This is a genomic window from Clostridium sp. CM037, assembly GCF_055081095.1.
This window is the reverse complement of record NZ_CM143650.1, coordinates 1330235-1346255: the sequence shown is the minus strand read 5'-3', so window position 1 is coordinate 1346255 and position 16021 is coordinate 1330235. Positions and strand designations below refer to the sequence as shown.

The window sequence follows — 16021 nt, the reverse complement described above, 5'->3', positions numbered from 1 at the left end:
TATTTTCTCCTTAGTTATGTTTTGTGTCGTGACTTAATTGTAACAGGAGATTGCATAGATGTTTTTTTGTTATATTGAAATTAATGTAATAATTTTCATTCATTTATAGTATTATAAATATATATAGTTTATATGTACATTTAAGTGAATTCCTTACAACACAGTTGTAGCAGTAACCCACATTGCTTAGATGTATAGAAATAATGGATGGCTAAGTGTGTGTTAGTAGATGTGTAATTGATCCAACCTTTTGTGCATAGTGCTATGACAAAAGTACAAAAGAATTTAAATGCAGAACTATAAAGTATAAATTTTAGACAACTAGTAGATGAAGAAGATTAGGTATGCAATAAAAATTAGTTATGCATACCTAATCTTACTAATAAAACTATACCGAAAAGATATACTATGGGCCGTGTACGCGAAAATAGATATTTCGTACGCTAATAAAAATATACCCCCATAAATTTAACGACATTTCAGCTCCGTAGGAGATGATTTAACCGAGACATTATAAGTTTATATATCAAGCTATTAGTGAAAGGGGATAATTTCATGAACAAAGTTATGGATTTAGATGAAGTAATGGAAAAGGTTCACGATGGAGCGACAATTATGTTTGGTGGCTTTCTAGGGGTGGGTGCACCGCTTAAAGCAATTGACAAATTAGTAGAAAAAGGTGTTAAAGAGTTAACTATAATATCAGTAGTTAACTCTTATCCCGGTCAGGATTTTGACATTGCACGATTGTACAAAAACAGGCAAGTTAAAAAATTAATAACTGCCCATTCTAGCACTTGCAAGCTTGCGTTGGAGCAATTTAAAAACGGAGATATTGAAATTGAATACTTTCCAATGGGTAGTCTTGTTGAAAAAATTAGAGCAGGTGGTTCTGGGTTAGGTGGTGTTCTTACCCCTACCGGTGTAGGTACATTAGTTGAATACGGTAAACAAAAACTTATAATAGAGGATAAAATGTATTTAATTGAATTGCCGCTGAAGGCTGATTTTGCATTTATTAAAGGCTATAAAGGCGATAGATTAGGAAATATACAATATCGTGGCTTAGCCATTAATACCAATCCAATTATGGCAATGGGTGCAGACTATACAGTAGCCGAAGTGAATGAAATAGTTGATGCTGGTGGTATTGAACCTGAATGCGTAGGTACACCAAGTGTATTTGTACAAGCCGTTGTACAAGGCTATTCATTTGATGAACATAAACAAGTATATACTAATTTGTGGGTTCGTTCTAATCAATTAAAATAATTGTTTTTTATAAATCAAAGGAGGTAATTAAGTATGGAAGCAAGAGAAATAATTGCTCGGAGGGCAGCTAAGGAACTAAGTAATGATCAAGTAGTGAACTTAGGGTTTGGAATGCCTACAGCAGTTGCCAATTATTTAGCTGAGGGTGTGGAAGTAATATTGCAATCCGAAAACGGTTGCTTAATGTTTGGCCCTACTCCAAAACTAGGCAAGGAAGATCCGGATATTGCAAACTCTGGTGGTCAACCTATTAGCTTACTAGCCGGAGCTGCGGTTTTTGATTTGGCTACATCATTTTGCATTATTCGTGGAGGGCATGTTGACGCCACAGTACTGGGCGCACTTGAAGTAGATCAAGAGGGTAGCATTGCAAACTGGGCTATGCCACTTGCTCCAGGAAAATTTGCACCAGGCATGGGTGGGGCTATGGATTTAGTAAATGGTGCTCGCAAAGTTATTGCTACATTGAAACATTCTAGTAAGAGTGGATCTAAGATACTAAAAAAATGCCTTCTTCCAATTACAGGTAAAGGCGTAGTCGATATTATCGTTACTGAAAAAGCAGTATTTGAGGTAACGCCTACTGGACTGGTACTTACTGAAATATTTGAAGGCCTAAATGTTGAGGACATTCGTAGTATTACAGAAGCTGATTTTACAGTTTCTGATAAGGTAGCTGTATATCAGTTGTAGATGTTTGTTTTCAAAATTGTTTATACACTAGAATTAAATCATCTTCTGCGAAGCTGCTCATCTTCTAAAACAAAACTCCCACTTTTATAAGTAGGAGTTTTGTTTTATTAAAAAATACTTGGGTATTTTCATATTTAAATTTAATTGTGCTTTTATTTTTCTCATGAATTTTATCTTAATGGCTTAAACCCTTTTAATCGTAAAGCATTTGTTAATACTGAAACTGAACTTAAGCTCATTGCAAGTGCTGCAATAATAGGATTTAGAAGCGGACCTCCAAATAAATGCAGTGCTCCCATCGCAACTGGGATTCCTAATGCATTATAACCAAAAGCCCAGAATAAATTTTCCTTTATATTTGTTATAGTTTTCTTACTTAACTGTAGCGCTGTAGGTACATCCATTAAATCACTTCTCATAAGTACTATATCTGCGGATTCCATTGCAACGTCTGTTCCAGAACCTATAGCTATACCAATATCAGCCTGTGCAAGTGCAGGAGCATCGTTTATTCCATCTCCAACCATAGCAACCTTTTTACCTTCTGATTGAAGTTTTTTAACTTCATTTGCTTTATCCTCTGGCAGAACTTCTGCGTATATTCTATCAATACCAACTTGCTTTCCAATAGCTGCTGCAGTCCTTTTATTATCACCAGTTATCATGGCAACTTCTATTCCCATACTATGGAGTCTCTCTATAGCTTTTTTACTATTTTCTTTAACAGTGTCAGCAACTGCAATTATTCCACTTAACTTATTTTCTATGGCAATATACATTGGAGTCTTACCTTCTTCAGCTAGTTTGTTTGAAACATCTTCTAATTTTTCTAAAGAAATTTCACTTTCTATCATAAGTTTTCTATTTCCTAATATTATTTTATTACCATCTATACTAACTTCTATTCCATAACCAGGTATAGCTTTAAAGCTTTCTACTTTTTTAAATTCTAATAATTTTTCTTCTGCGTCTTTAACTATAGCCTCACCTAGTGGGTGTTCAGATCCTTTTTCAGCAGAGGCTGCTATTTGAAGTAAGAATTCCGCGGAAGCACCCTCCACTGTAACTATATCAGTTACCTTTGGTTTTCCTTGCGTAAGTGTTCCAGTCTTATCAAATACTATAGTTTGAATTTTATGTGCAGTTTCGAGCGCTGTACCACTTTTTATAAGCACTCCATACTCTGCGCCTTTTCCTGTTCCAACCATTATTGCTGTAGGTGTTGCAAGGCCCAGAGCACAAGGGCACGCTATTACAAGCACCGAAATGAATATTGTTAGAGAAAACACTGCCGTTTCTCCAGATAAAAACCAAGCTAATGACGAAACTAGAGCAAGTCCTATAACAACAGGTACAAAGTAACCTGATATAACATCTGCCATTGCAGCTATTGGAGCTTTTGAGCCTTGAGCATTTTCAACTAAGGTTATTATTTGTGATAGTGCCGTATCTTTACCAACTTTAGTTGCTTTATATTTAATAGATCCATTTTTATTTATACTTGCACCAATTATATTATGTCCAATACTTTTTTCAACTGGTATACTCTCACCTGTAAGCATTGACTCATCTACTGATGTAGTTCCGTCTATTACCTCGCCATCCACAGGCATTTTCTCGCCAGGCCTCACTACTACTATATCTCCAACTTCTACTTCATCAATTGGAATCACTATTTCTTTATTACTGCGAATTATCATTGCAGTTTTTGGAGCAAGCCCCATAAGCTTTTTAATTGCCTCGGAGGTTTTCCCCTTAGTTACTGATTCTAAATACTTCCCAAGAGTTATAAGTGTCAAAATTACTCCTGCTGACTCAAAATACATTTCATAATCCATATTTCCCATAATCGTTATTTCAAATACAGCAAATAAACTATATAAAAATGCCGCAGAGGTTCCAATAGATATAAGTGAATCCATATTTGGACTTAATCTAAATAATGATTTGAAGCCAACTATAAAATATTTTTTACCTGTATACATTATTGGTAGAACAAGTATCAATTGTAAAATAGCATAAGTCTCCATATGCATCATCGGGTTAATAGCTTCAGGTAATGTAATAATCATAGGTAGCATTGCAACTAGTAACAATGGAACTCCAAATATTGCAGACATTAAAAATCTATTCCATAAAGACTTTATCTCTTTTTCTTTTTTTTCTTTATCAGCGTCTACATTACTTTCATCCTCTAGAGCCTTATATCCTGATTTTTCAATTGCCTTCTTTATATCTACTGTCCTTACTAATGATGGTTCAAAAGAAACAGTTAATTTTTCTGTGGCAAAGTTTACATTTGATTCCACAACTCCATTAAGCTTTCTAGTTATTCTTTCTATATTCTTAGCGCAGGCCGAACAAGTCATTCCTTCAATCTTTAAGGTTTTATTAGTTGTTTGCACTACTATTTTGTACCCAGCTTTTTCAACTGCTCTTTGTATATCTAATAATTTAATTTTTGACTCTTCATAATTTATATTTAATTTTTCTGTAGCAAAGTTTACACTTGCATCATAAACCCCTGGTAATTTTTTTGAAACCCTTTCTATAGTCTTAGCACATGCTGAACAGGTCATTCCTTCAATTTTCAATGATTTTGTTTCCAATTTATATTGCCTCCTATAACTTTATTATTTATCCATAATCTTTGAGAGTAAATCAATTATCTCTTCAATCTTCTCATCCCCATTATCACTAAGTACAGCATCCTTAACACAATGACTTAAATGCTGTTTTAATATTAATAAATTAGCTTTCTTTAAAAGAGATTGAGCTGCAATTATTTGGTTAGATATATCTACACAATATCTTCCGCCTTCTAACATCTTTATAATCCCTTCAATTTGTCCTTTTGAAGTTTTCAACGATTGTAATGCCCTTACTTTTTCTTGATTCATTTAAACATCTCCTTACCCCCCCCATAGGGGGTGCTATCTAGTTGTATTGTACACCATAAATTATATAATATAAACATAATTTATAACTAATTGATCATTAATATCATAATTTTGTTGGCATTTTTAATATTTAAACAGCTCCTTTTCATTTCTATAACCACATAATACCTAATTATTATGTAGATTTTATGAAGAACCCTATTTTAAAAATCTATTTTACATAAGCACTTAAAATCTCCACATCTTTTTAGTATAATGTTTATAGTTATGATTTTTTTCATAGAAAGGAATTTTTATTATTTCGTATTTTACGTTGAAGCTCAATAACCTATTTGATTTATTAACTCATTTTTTTAATACTAAATTGGAGGTGTTTTACTTTTGAATGACATATCAATATTACTAGCTTTCTCTGCAGGTCTGCTATCATTTTTATCTCCTTGCGTCCTTCCACTGGTTCCTGCATATGTAAGCTATTTAACTGGTTCTTCTATAGAAGAATTAAAGGATGGCAAAGCTAAACTTTCTGCTTTATATAAATCCTTTGGGTTTGTATTAGGCTTTTCTATTATTTTTGTTTTAATGGGACTTTCTATAACCTCCCTTGGTAAATTACTAATTACCCATAAAGATTTGTTTAGAAAAGTAGGAGGAACTCTTATTGTTGTTTTCGGTCTTCATACTATTGGATTATTTAAAATAAAATTGTTTTATCGTGAGAAAAGATTTTTATATTTCGATAAAATCAAAGGTCCTTTTAGCTCAGTGATAATGGGAATGGCTTTTGCCACAGGTTGGACACCTTGCATTGGTCCTATATTATCCTCAATACTCATCTATGCTACAAGTATGAACTCTGTAGGTAAAGGGGTTTTACTTTTGATAATGTATTCCCTAGGACTTGCTGTTCCATTTATTTTAACTGCCATGGCCATAGGAAGCTTTACTAAACAATTTAGAAAGTTTTCAAAATATCTTCCTATAATCTCTGCAATAAGTGGCATTTTAATGATAATAATGGGAATTATGATTTTCACGAACAAATTAGCCATATTAAGTCAATATATGAATTTTATTAATTTTTAATTGAAGGAGAGAATTAATATGAAAAAATTACTAATACTACTTATAGCTGCTATCATTGTAGGTGTCTCTGTCCATACTTTAAACACCTATAATGCATCAATTTCTAACTCTAACTTATCTGTGGAAAATACAGACAAAAGTAGTCCCACTCAAAATAATGCTCCTACACAACCCATTGGAATAAATCCTAAGGCTTCTAAAATCAAGGCCCTGGATTTCAAATTAAAGGATCTAGATGGTAATGAATTATCTTTAAGTGACCTAAAAGGTAAAAAGGTTTTTCTTAATTTTTGGGCAACTTGGTGTCCACCTTGTAAAGCAGAAATGCCTGAAATCGAAAAATTATATCAAGAAACAAAAGATAGCGATTTAGTTATAGTAGCTATAGAAATTGGTGAACCTTTAGATACTGTTAAATCCTTTATTGATAGTAATAATTATAATTTTAAAGTTCTTTCAGACCCTGATCAGATTGTTGCCGCTCAATATAATATAGCATCACTTCCTACTTCATATTTCATTGATGTAGATGGTAATATCATTTCTAAACACTCTGGTGCTATGAATATTGATCAGATGAAAGAATATATTAAAACTCTAGATAAATAATCTAACTCAACATTAAATCCAGATAAGTAACTTATCTGGATTTAATGTTTTTATATAACATATACATTAATAATGTTAATTATTATGCGTTTTTTGAAACCTATCATCTATATTTCTTTATTTTTAAAGCACTAATATCTTTATAAAATCTACACATCTTTTTTATATAATTTAAATAATAAGTTTATATTCATTGAATACAACATTAAATATTATATTAAAAACTTTTAGGAGGTAATAATGTGAGCATTAAAAAAGAAAAAATAAAAGTCTTCGATATGACGTGCACATCATGTGAATCAAAAGTAGAAAGAGCCGTTAAAAAGTTATCTGGTGTAAAAAAAGCTCTAGCAAGCTTTAGTAGTCAATCTCTAACAATAGAATACGATACAGATCTGTGTAATTGTGAAAAAATTAGGACTGCCATAAAAGCAGCTGGTTATAGCATAGAAAGTTCAAATAACCACAAAATAGTAGGTATATTTATAATTGTAGCGGCAATTATATTAATTGGAAATTCATCAGGTGGAATTGATATGACCTCTAGACTAAATGGGGCTACATATTTTGTTCTATTCATTGTTGGAGTCCTTACCTCAATACATTGCGTAGGCATGTGTGGTGGAGTAATGCTTTCCCAAAGTATAAATAAAGATAGTAAAAGTAAATTCGATTCCATTAAACCTGCACTTCTATATAATGCAGGTAGAGTTCTAGCATATACAGTAATTGGTGGGATAGTAGGTGCTCTAGGTTCCGTGCTTTCACTCTCACTACCCGTAAAGGCTGGGCTCCAAATATTTGCCGGTGTCTTTATGATAATAATGGGACTTAATATGAGTGGATATAGCCTATTTAGAAAGTTTAATATAAAGCTTCCATGGTCTTCTTGCTCAGTTAAGAAGAAACCAAAGACTCCTTTTTTAGTTGGTGTTCTAAATGGACTTATGCCCTGTGGGCCCCTTCAGACAATGCAACTATATGCTTTAGGAACTGGAAGTGCTTTTAACGGAGCCTTATCTATGCTAATATTTTCTCTCGGTACAGTACCTTTAATGTTAACATTTGGCGCATTATCAGGTCTCATTACTAAAGGATATACAAAAACTCTTTTAAAATTTAGTGGAATACTGGTTGTAGTTTTGGGTATTGTAATGGGAAGTAGAGGACTAGCATTAGCTGGTGTAAATGTGCCATCTACATCTTCATTAGCTACTAGTTTATCTGGTAACAAAACATTGGAATCAGCTACACCAGCTGCTAAGGCAACTATAGAGAATGGAGTTCAGGTAGTTAAGATGACCGCAGACGGTGCAGGCTATACACCAAATGGTTTATATATACAGAAAAATATGCCTGTAAAATGGATAATTGATGGTAAATCATTAAATTCCTGTAACAGCCAAATAATTATTCCATCCTTAAACATTCAGAAAACTTTGAAGCCCGGTGAGAATGTTATTGAATTTACACCAAATGATAAAGATATAAACTTCAGTTGCGGAATGGGCATGATTAGGGGTATATTTAAGGTAGTTGATAATGTGGAAGCTGCGGACACTTCAAAACCTGATCCTTCTGTGCCAGCTCCATCTAGTGGAATGCCTGGTTGTAATATGGGTAGCACAACTGACGCACCTGCTACCCCTGAAAAACCAAGTATTTATGGTACGGATTTGAGTAAAGTTGAAACCAGTAGATTGATCCAAAAAGCTGTGATTTCAGGAAGCAACCAGGCTCTTTCAATTAAAGGTACAGGATATGAATTTGAACCCTTGATTGTAGTTGCGGCTAAAAATGTTAATACAATTTTAAGCTTTGATTTAAATGGATTTGACAATCCGGATGGAACCTTTGAAATTGCTGCACCAGACACTGGTAACAACATAACTACTTTTAAAGGTAAAAAAGGAACTGTTAAAGTAACTACCACCTTTAGTGGAAGCGGTATCTATTTGATTATAAAAGATGGCAGTATTGTAGGTGGTGTGGTTATTGTAGATGATTTAAAAAATGCGAATTTAGAAAAGATTAGAAAAGATTATATAGGTGGTTAATTTTTATGATATACATTAACTAATTCATCATTACTATAACTAAAACTTTTTCCTTTAAGTTAACAACGTAAAGGAAAAAGTTTTTATGTATCCATAGGTAATTTCACTATAAATTGACTGCCTTGGTTTATTGTACTTTCTACGCTTATAGTATCCTCATGAGCTTCAATAATTTAGTTCAATGAAACATATTCTAATGATGTTACCCTGCTGCGAGCTAAATAAAAACCAAGATTAAGCCATTCAATCATCTTTTTCCACCCTATTGAATGGCTCTAAATTATTGATTGATTACATCCCAGTGCTTTGACTTAAACAACCACACCGTGCAGTGATTGTAGTTTCATAATCCTAAATATCAGTACCATTTGTAAAAGGTAGAAAGCTGTGAATTAGTATATTTTATTAACTGTATATCCAGCATTGTTTAATTCATTTATAATGGTATTCACATGATCGTGACCATTTGCTTCTACAGTAATTTCAAGCTGAACTTGCATAAAACGATCATTAGTTTTAAATTGATTATGATCAAGCTTCACTACATTGGCATTTGCGTTTGCCAAGATTGATGAGACTTTGACAAGCTCTCCTGGTATATCTGACAGTTCTATACTAAAGCAGAATAGTCTTCCCCTTGAAACCAAACCTCTATTTATCATAGAGGAAATTGTAACAACGTCAATATTTCCGCCGCTTAAAACGCAGGCCACCTTTTTACCTTTTTCTTGTATTTTCTTGAGTCCTGCAAATGACAATGCACCAGAAGCTTCTGCAATAAGCTTGTGTTTTTCTAAAAGAATAAGAAATGACTCCATTATATCAAAATCTGAAACTGTTACAATTTCATCTACATAATTTTTTATGATTTCAAAGGTTAGATTCCCAGGTTTTTTTACAGCCACACCATCAGCTATAGTACGAACTGTTTCAAGGTTTACAATTTTTTTATTGTCCATTGATTCCTTCATTGCCTTTGCACCTTCGGGCTCAACACCTATTATTTTAATTTTAGGTTTTAAGGCTTTTGCTGCAAGGGCAATTCCGGCGATTAATCCCCCACCACCAACAGGTACAAGGATACAATCTATATCTTTAATTTCCTCAAAAATTTCGCAAGCTATAGTACCTTGACCATACATTACATCCAAATCATCAAAGGGATGTACAAAAACATAATTATGTTCTTGTTCTAATCTTTTAGCTTCTGTATAAGCTTCATCGTAACAGTCTCCTATTAGAATCACATTTGCACCATAGCTTTTCGTGGCCTCAACTTTGATAAGAGGCGTTGTTTTAGGCATTACAATGGTAGCCGCAATCCCTAATTTTTCAGCTGAATATGCAACCCCTTGGGCGTGATTTCCAGCGGAAGATGCAATCACACCTCTTTTCCTTTGCGAAGGGGTTAAGGTACAAAGCTTATTATAAGCCCCACGAATTTTAAAGGCACCAGTAATCTGCAAATTCTCAGGTTTAATATAAATGGAATTTCCACATTCATTACTGAAAACATCACTGTATATAAGAGCTGTTTTTATAGACACATCTTTTAGGTTTGCCTGTGCCCCTTGAATTTTTGAAAGATGATATTCTAATGTCTGATTTGATAACAATTTTAATTCTGATTTTTGCATATTTAAAACCTCCTATTTTTTAAATTGTGTTATTGTTTTACAAAAAAAATCGCCCTTGGAAATAAATCCAAGGACGAGTATTAATCGCGGTACCACCTTAATTGTGTCTTTTAAAAGACACCTCTCTTTTCGGTTCGTTAAAACCTATGCCTTTTATCGGGGCTCACCGGCTTATCTTACTTTATTCGGACAAGCAGCTCAGGAGTGATTTGTATCTTTTACCTAGTATCGACTTTCAGCAAACATCGACTCTCTGTAACTAAAGTTTATAAAATAACATTCTCCGTCTTCGCATTAACAATATACTTATTTTAAGGAGAATTTTAACATTAAATATTCACAATGTCAATTAAAAAAATAAAAATTTCAATTTTTTTATTTTCTATTATGCCATCATCCTAACACTACTTCCGCTTTAGTCTGAAGTACTATAATGAAGTTATTTTTCTATAATTGAAGGATAAAATTAAATTAATATAGAATTACAATAATGGTATATTTTATAGAGATTTATGAATATTAACAAAATAGCTCAAGTATTTGCGTAATTTTTAATAGGTAGAGGTGCTTTTATGGAAAATTGGATTATATTAAATAAATTAATTTTACTAATTTATGTGAGTAGTCTGCTGGTAAAGGGAAATTTCAACTCTCCTTGTAGCAACTATGTAGTGATTATATCACTACTTTTTTATGTGATTATTAATATAAGCAAATCATTAGTTTCAAATAAGAGATGTAAGCTTATCTTTTTAATCATATCAATTCTTGATCTTTTGATTTGCAATTTTTTTGTCACTCCTATATTTTTTATATTGTTACCAATAAATTTTTTTGAAATATTTATCGGTAAAATAAAAGTTATATTTATTTTGTTTGTTTTACTAATATCTGGTTTTATTATTAACAAAACCATTATGATATGCGAATACTTGGGTGCTTCCTTATTTAGTCTTGTAGCATACTATTTCATTTTAATCATTGAAAATAAACTGAAAAAACTTACTATTAAAAATGATGAGCTTAAAGAGAAAAACTATAGATTATTGATGAGTTTAAATAATCAAATGGAATACAAAAATCAAATAATATATACTTCACAGTTGCAAGAAAGAAATAATATTGCTCAGGAAATACATGATAAATTAGGTCATAGCATCTCTGGAAGTCTAATGCAACTAGAGGCTGCAAAACTTATTATGGACAAGGATAGTAATAAAAGTAAAGCTATTATTCAAAATACAATAAATGTACTTAGAGATGGAATGGAAAGCATAAGATACACATTGAAAAATATTAAACCTGGAGCAGAACAGTTAGGTATAAACAAAATAAAGCTACTTGTAGATGAGTTTAACAATAAAGGTAAAATCAATGCATGTTTATATTACAGCAATAATTTGGAGAGGATTTCCTATATTGAATGGAAGGTCATATGCGATAACATAAAAGAAACTTTTACCAATATAATTAAATATTCTGAAGCTAAGAATGTCAAAGTAAATGTGGAAGTGCTTAACACTTTACTTAAAGTAGAAATAAAGGATGATGGCATAGGGTGCATCATCATAAAAAAAGATCTTGGCCTATCAGGAATAGAAGAAAGAACTATGAATTTAAATGGAAAAGTTATTTTAGATGGTTCTAGTGGGTTTTCAGTAATTATTTTGCTTCCTATTTAGGGATTAATTGAAATTTAGTAAAAGGGTGGGGTTAAATTGCCGATTAAGATTTTGATTGCTGATGATGATTCACTTATTCGAGAAGGTCTAAAAATAATAATTGGTTTAGACGAAGAATTTATTGTGATGGCCTGTGTGAAAAATGGTCAGGAAGCTATAGACTATTGTTTAAACAACTTAGTAGATGTTGCACTTTTGGATATAAGAATGCCAGTTTTAAATGGTGTGGAGGCCATAAAGGAAATCGCTATAAAGACTTCAACAAAATGCCTCATTCTTACTACCTTTGATGAAGACGAATATATAAATGCAGCAATTCGTTATGGTGCGAAGGGATATATTCTTAAAAATAATTCTCCAGATAAAATTAAAGCTGCAATAAAGGTAGTATACAGTGGGAATATGGTTATGCAGGAAGGCATAATAGATAAAGTGTTAAAAAGAATAGATAGTGATAATAGTAGTAAATTAAATAGGGATTTATTTACTGGGAGAGAGGTAGAGATAATGGAGGCAATCGCTGATGGATTATCAAATAGAAAGATTTCAGAAAGATTGTTTATTTCAGAGGGTACTGTGAAAAATTACATTACTTCAATTTTAGATAAAACAAGTCTAGAGCATCGAACACAAATTGCTATTTATTATTTAAATGGTGGAAATAAATAGAATGTGACCTTTGTCATGTTGTAAAAGTGACTTTCTGCACTCACAGTAGAAGTCTTTTTTTTATATAATAAAAGCATAGAAATTACTAAAAACAAAAAAGTTTTAGGGGGTATTATTTTGGATATTGTTAAAATAAAAGGATTAACTAAAAAATTTGGAGACTTTACTGCAGTTGATAATATAGATTTTTCCATTAAAGAGGGAGAAATTTATGGCTTACTTGGGCCTAATGGAGCAGGTAAGGGTACCATTATAAATATGATTTGTGGGTTAATTACAACGACAAAAGGTTCTATTGAAATACTTGGAAAAGATAATCAGAAAAATTCGAATAATGCAAAGAGAAACATTGGTGTAGTTCCTCAAGACATAGCAGTATACGAAGATTTAACTTGCCTCGAAAACGTAAAGTTTTTTGCAAGTCTCTATGGTCTTAAAGGGGAAGAATTAAAAAAGAAAGCCCAAGAAGCTCTAGAATTCGTTGGTCTTAGTGATAAAGCTAAGAGTATGCCAGCTAGTTTCTCTGGAGGAATGAAAAGAAGATTAAATATAGCATGCGCAATTGCCCATACCCCTAAGCTTTTAATAATGGATGAGCCTACAGTAGGTATCGATCCACAATCAAGAAATCATATACTTGACTCTGTGAAGAAATTAAATGAAAGAGGATGTACCATTATTTATACAACTCATTACATGGAAGAAGTAGAAGCAATCTCAACGATGATAAGTATTATTGATCATGGGAAGGTTATTGTAACAGGTACCAAGGAAGAACTCAAAGCTATTGTTACAGATAAAAATACTGTTGAGGTTACGGTTATCGATGGTACGGTAATTAATGAAGAACAATTAAAGGAACTAAAGGGAGTTACGAATGTCCTCATAAATGAAAACAAAGTTAAAATTGACAGTTTAAAGGAAATTAACAATTTAGATAAGATAATTTTATATTTCACGGATAATGGAATTCCAATTAAAAATATTGAGAACAAAGTACCAGATTTAGAAACTGTATTTTTAACACTTACCGGTAGAAAATTAAGGGATTAGAGGTGAGAAAATGAATATTATTTCTATAATTATAAAGGAAGTAAAACATACTTTTCGAGATAGAAAATCAATGGCAATGATGATATTATTTCCAATAGCGCTAATAGTTCTGATTAGTGCAGCATTTAAATCAGAGTTTACTAAAACTCTTGATATTGGTACACCTAAAGTTTTATATAGCATTGAAGGTACAGGTGTTGTTTCGGATAATTTAAAAACTAGTTTTATTGAAAAAGGAAAAGAATTTAAAATAGAATTTACAAAAATGGATAATATGGATTCTGCTAAGAAAAAATTAATTTCTAAAGAGTACGATGCAATCATAGAAATGAAAAGTAATAATAAGATAGAATTTTACAAGAGCAATGTAGAAAGCCTCAAGGCTGGTGTGGTTGAAAGTATTCTATCTACCTATGTACAAGAATTTAATGTAATTGTAGATATTAGCAAAGTAAATCCACATATAATAAATAGTTTGCTAAGTGATAGCAATGACAACTATTCTACAATTAATTCTCTTAATAAAGCAATCCAGCCCTCCTCTTTAGATTATTATACAATTGCAGAAATAGCTCTAATAATTATGTATTCAGGAATGACAGGTCTCTTTGGAATTGCAAGTGAGAAAAATTCAAAAACTAGAGATAGGATTTTGATAAGTCCTGTTAAAAAATATGAGTTTCTTATTGGAAAAACAATAGGTGGAGTTATAGGTACAATTATTCAGATTGCTATTGTTATTTTGTTTAGTAAATATGTCCTTCGTGCAAATTGGGGGAATGATATTTTTACTGTATTACTAATATTTACATCTCAAATAATCATGGCAATAAGCATAGGTGTTGGGCTTGGATTTATTTTCAAAAATGAAAATGTGGCAAATGGAGTTTTAAATTTTATAATACCTGTAATGGTATTCCTTGGAGGAAGTTATATGCCTGTAGATGGTTTTGGAAGCAAAACTTTTCAATCAATAACCTATTTATCACCTGTAAGATGGGTTAATAGATCTATATTTGACGTGGTTTATAATAATAATTACAGCAAGGTTTCCACAGCAATTTTGATTAATATAGGCGTAGCTGTAATATTTCTTGCTATATCTTCCTTGTTGTTTAGAAAGGAGAATGCATAATATGAGAAATTTATTTTTGCTTGCAATTAATACATTAAAAATCACTTTTAGAAAGAAGTCTAATATTATAGTATACTTAATTCTTCCAGTTGTAATTGTTATATTTGTTATGTCCGTTTATTCCTCAATGGATTCAAATATTAAAGTAGGAATAAACAATAAAGCTGGAAATGGGGTAATAGCTAAAGATTTTGTTGCTGCTTTAAATAAACAGGATAAATTTAAAATTCAAGAAATTAAAGATGAAGAAATAAATAATTTAGTTGCAGAAGGTAAGGTTGATTGTGTAATTACAATACCTGCAAACTTTGATGAAAGTGTTCATAATGGAGCAATAAGTAAAATACAGATTACTGCAATTAAAGGGCAAGAAGTTACGACTCGGGTTCAAACCTATGTAAATTATTATGTTAAAAGTCTCATGATGCTAGGAAAAGCATCAGGTGGGGATAACGTTATATTTAATAAACTTTATGAAGGATCTAAGATTCAAACTCTTACTCTTCATAAAAATGTAGTTAAAGATGAATCCCTTGATAAATTAAAAACTGTTCAAAGTATAGGATTTTTAATAATGTTTATGCTTCAAGGCGCAACTACCACTTCAGGGCTTATTTTAAAGGAAAAGAAAGAGAAAACCTACTTTAGAATATTTACGACTCCTGTAAACAGTAGAATATATATTGGGGCCAATATAATGGCTAATATGTGTATAATGGTAGCACAATCAATTTTAGTAATATTTTTTTCTAAGTATATTTTAAAATTGACTACTGGAGTACCTGATTTGCAGCTACTTGCAATACTCACTTTATTTGGATTTGTTTGTGTAACACTCGGTATTCTATTAGTTGCTTTTTCAAAAACTACAAGTCAAGTAGGAGTGATGGCTACCTTAGTAATAACGCCGACATGTATGCTTTCAGGGTGTTTTTGGCCAATTGAGCTTATGTCTAAAACTATGCAGCAGATAGCCAATTTTTTACCACAAACTTGGGTATTAGAAGCGATTAGGCAGCTCCAAAATGGTAAAACTTTTTTAGAAATTGTGCCGTTACTTGGAATACTTGTAGCTTTTTCACTAGCATTTTTCCTAATTGGTATGTATAAGATGAAAAGTAGTGAAAGTGTTAAAAGTTTTATATAAAAGGAGCCAACGATTGTTGGCTCCTTTCATATTAATCAGAAATTAGTTTATTTCATTTCAATATATCCCATTGTTCCAACT

13 protein-coding genes and 1 other annotated feature are annotated in these 16021 nt (G+C 31.9%); of the genes, 10 read left to right on the top strand and 3 right to left on the bottom strand.

Annotation, left to right across the window (positions count from 1 at the left end; translation table 11 throughout):
- Nucleotides 1–555 precede the first annotated feature (555 nt).
- Nucleotides 556–1272, top strand: coding sequence for a CoA transferase subunit A (locus ACWJKP_RS06255; RefSeq protein WP_165414091.1), 717 nt, complete (start codon nt 556–558; stop codon nt 1270–1272).
- Between the two features lie 33 nt (nt 1273–1305).
- Nucleotides 1306–1965, top strand: a complete 660-nt coding sequence (locus tag ACWJKP_RS06250; protein ID WP_165414090.1) for a 3-oxoacid CoA-transferase subunit B — start codon at nt 1306–1308, stop codon at nt 1963–1965.
- Nucleotides 1966–2135: 170 nt separating this feature from the next.
- Here ACWJKP_RS06250 and ACWJKP_RS06245 read toward each other — a convergent pair whose 3' ends face one another.
- On the bottom strand, nt 2136–4574 hold the full coding sequence (locus ACWJKP_RS06245) for a heavy metal translocating P-type ATPase (RefSeq protein ID WP_165414089.1): 2439 nt from the start codon (nt 4572–4574) through the stop codon (nt 2136–2138).
- Nucleotides 4575–4598: 24 nt separating this feature from the next.
- A complete protein-coding gene (locus ACWJKP_RS06240; RefSeq protein ID WP_165414088.1) occupies nt 4599–4865 on the bottom strand; it encodes a metal-sensing transcriptional repressor in 267 nt (88 codons plus the stop codon).
- 381 nt (nt 4866–5246) lie between these two features.
- On the opposite strand from ACWJKP_RS06240, the gene ACWJKP_RS06235 reads away from it, so the two are divergent.
- The 3 genes from ACWJKP_RS06235 to ACWJKP_RS06225 all read left to right on the top strand — a co-directional run bounded on the left by ACWJKP_RS06235 (nt 5247) and on the right by ACWJKP_RS06225 (nt 8617).
- On the top strand, nt 5247–5951 hold the full coding sequence (locus ACWJKP_RS06235) for a cytochrome c biogenesis CcdA family protein (RefSeq protein ID WP_165414087.1): 705 nt from the start codon (nt 5247–5249) through the stop codon (nt 5949–5951).
- Nucleotides 5952–5969: 18 nt separating this feature from the next.
- Nucleotides 5970–6560 carry a TlpA family protein disulfide reductase gene (locus ACWJKP_RS06230; RefSeq protein WP_165414086.1) on the top strand — a complete coding sequence of 197 codons (591 nt, stop codon included), beginning with the start codon at nt 5970–5972 and terminating at the stop codon, nt 6558–6560.
- 242 nt (nt 6561–6802) lie between these two features.
- A complete protein-coding gene (locus tag ACWJKP_RS06225; RefSeq protein ID WP_165414085.1) occupies nt 6803–8617 on the top strand; it encodes an urease accessory protein UreH domain-containing protein in 1815 nt (604 codons plus the stop codon).
- A gap of 392 nt (nt 8618–9009) precedes the next feature.
- Here ACWJKP_RS06225 and ilvA read toward each other — a convergent pair whose 3' ends face one another.
- Nucleotides 9010–10254, bottom strand: a complete 1245-nt coding sequence (ilvA, locus tag ACWJKP_RS06220) for a threonine ammonia-lyase (protein ID WP_165414084.1) — start codon at nt 10252–10254, stop codon at nt 9010–9012.
- A gap of 66 nt (nt 10255–10320) precedes the next feature.
- Nucleotides 10321–10553, bottom strand: a binding site (T-box leader).
- A gap of 273 nt (nt 10554–10826) precedes the next feature.
- On the opposite strand from ilvA, the gene ACWJKP_RS06215 reads away from it, so the two are divergent.
- The 5 genes from ACWJKP_RS06215 to ACWJKP_RS06195 all read left to right on the top strand — a co-directional run bounded on the left by ACWJKP_RS06215 (nt 10827) and on the right by ACWJKP_RS06195 (nt 15940).
- Nucleotides 10827–11936 carry a sensor histidine kinase gene (locus ACWJKP_RS06215; RefSeq protein WP_165414083.1) on the top strand — a complete coding sequence of 370 codons (1110 nt, stop codon included), beginning with the start codon at nt 10827–10829 and terminating at the stop codon, nt 11934–11936.
- A 36-nt stretch (nt 11937–11972) separates the two neighbouring features.
- Nucleotides 11973–12605 carry a response regulator transcription factor gene (locus ACWJKP_RS06210; RefSeq protein WP_165414082.1) on the top strand — a complete coding sequence of 211 codons (633 nt, stop codon included), beginning with the start codon at nt 11973–11975 and terminating at the stop codon, nt 12603–12605.
- A gap of 117 nt (nt 12606–12722) precedes the next feature.
- The gene (locus ACWJKP_RS06205; RefSeq protein WP_165414081.1) at nt 12723–13658 is read left to right on the top strand and encodes an ABC transporter ATP-binding protein; all 936 of its coding nucleotides are present in this window, start codon (nt 12723–12725) and stop codon (nt 13656–13658) included.
- A 10-nt stretch (nt 13659–13668) separates the two neighbouring features.
- Nucleotides 13669–14793, top strand: a complete 1125-nt coding sequence (locus ACWJKP_RS06200) for an ABC transporter permease (RefSeq protein WP_165414080.1) — start codon at nt 13669–13671, stop codon at nt 14791–14793.
- Between the two features lies 1 nt (nt 14794).
- On the top strand, nt 14795–15940 hold the full coding sequence (locus tag ACWJKP_RS06195) for an ABC transporter permease (RefSeq protein WP_165414079.1): 1146 nt from the start codon (nt 14795–14797) through the stop codon (nt 15938–15940).
- The last annotated feature ends 81 nt before the right edge of the window (nt 15941–16021 follow it).

What these genes read in the sequence shown, in the direction of transcription:
- ACWJKP_RS06255 (WP_165414091.1), top strand. Translation starts at nt 556, where the DNA reads ATGAACAAAGTTATGGATTTAGATGAAGTAATGGAAAAGGTTCACGAT.
- ACWJKP_RS06250 (WP_165414090.1), top strand. Translation starts at nt 1,306, where the DNA reads ATGGAAGCAAGAGAAATAATTGCTCGGAGGGCAGCTAAGGAACTAAGT.
- ACWJKP_RS06240 (WP_165414088.1), bottom strand. Translation starts at nt 4,865, where the DNA reads ATGAATCAAGAAAAAGTAAGGGCATTACAATCGTTGAAAACTTCAAAA.
- ACWJKP_RS06230 (WP_165414086.1), top strand. Translation starts at nt 5,970, where the DNA reads ATGAAAAAATTACTAATACTACTTATAGCTGCTATCATTGTAGGTGTC.
- ilvA (WP_165414084.1), bottom strand. Translation starts at nt 10,254, where the DNA reads ATGCAAAAATCAGAATTAAAATTGTTATCAAATCAGACATTAGAATAT.
- ACWJKP_RS06215 (WP_165414083.1), top strand. Translation starts at nt 10,827, where the DNA reads ATGGAAAATTGGATTATATTAAATAAATTAATTTTACTAATTTATGTG.
- ACWJKP_RS06200 (WP_165414080.1), top strand. Translation starts at nt 13,669, where the DNA reads ATGAATATTATTTCTATAATTATAAAGGAAGTAAAACATACTTTTCGA.
- ACWJKP_RS06195 (WP_165414079.1), top strand. Translation starts at nt 14,795, where the DNA reads ATGAGAAATTTATTTTTGCTTGCAATTAATACATTAAAAATCACTTTT.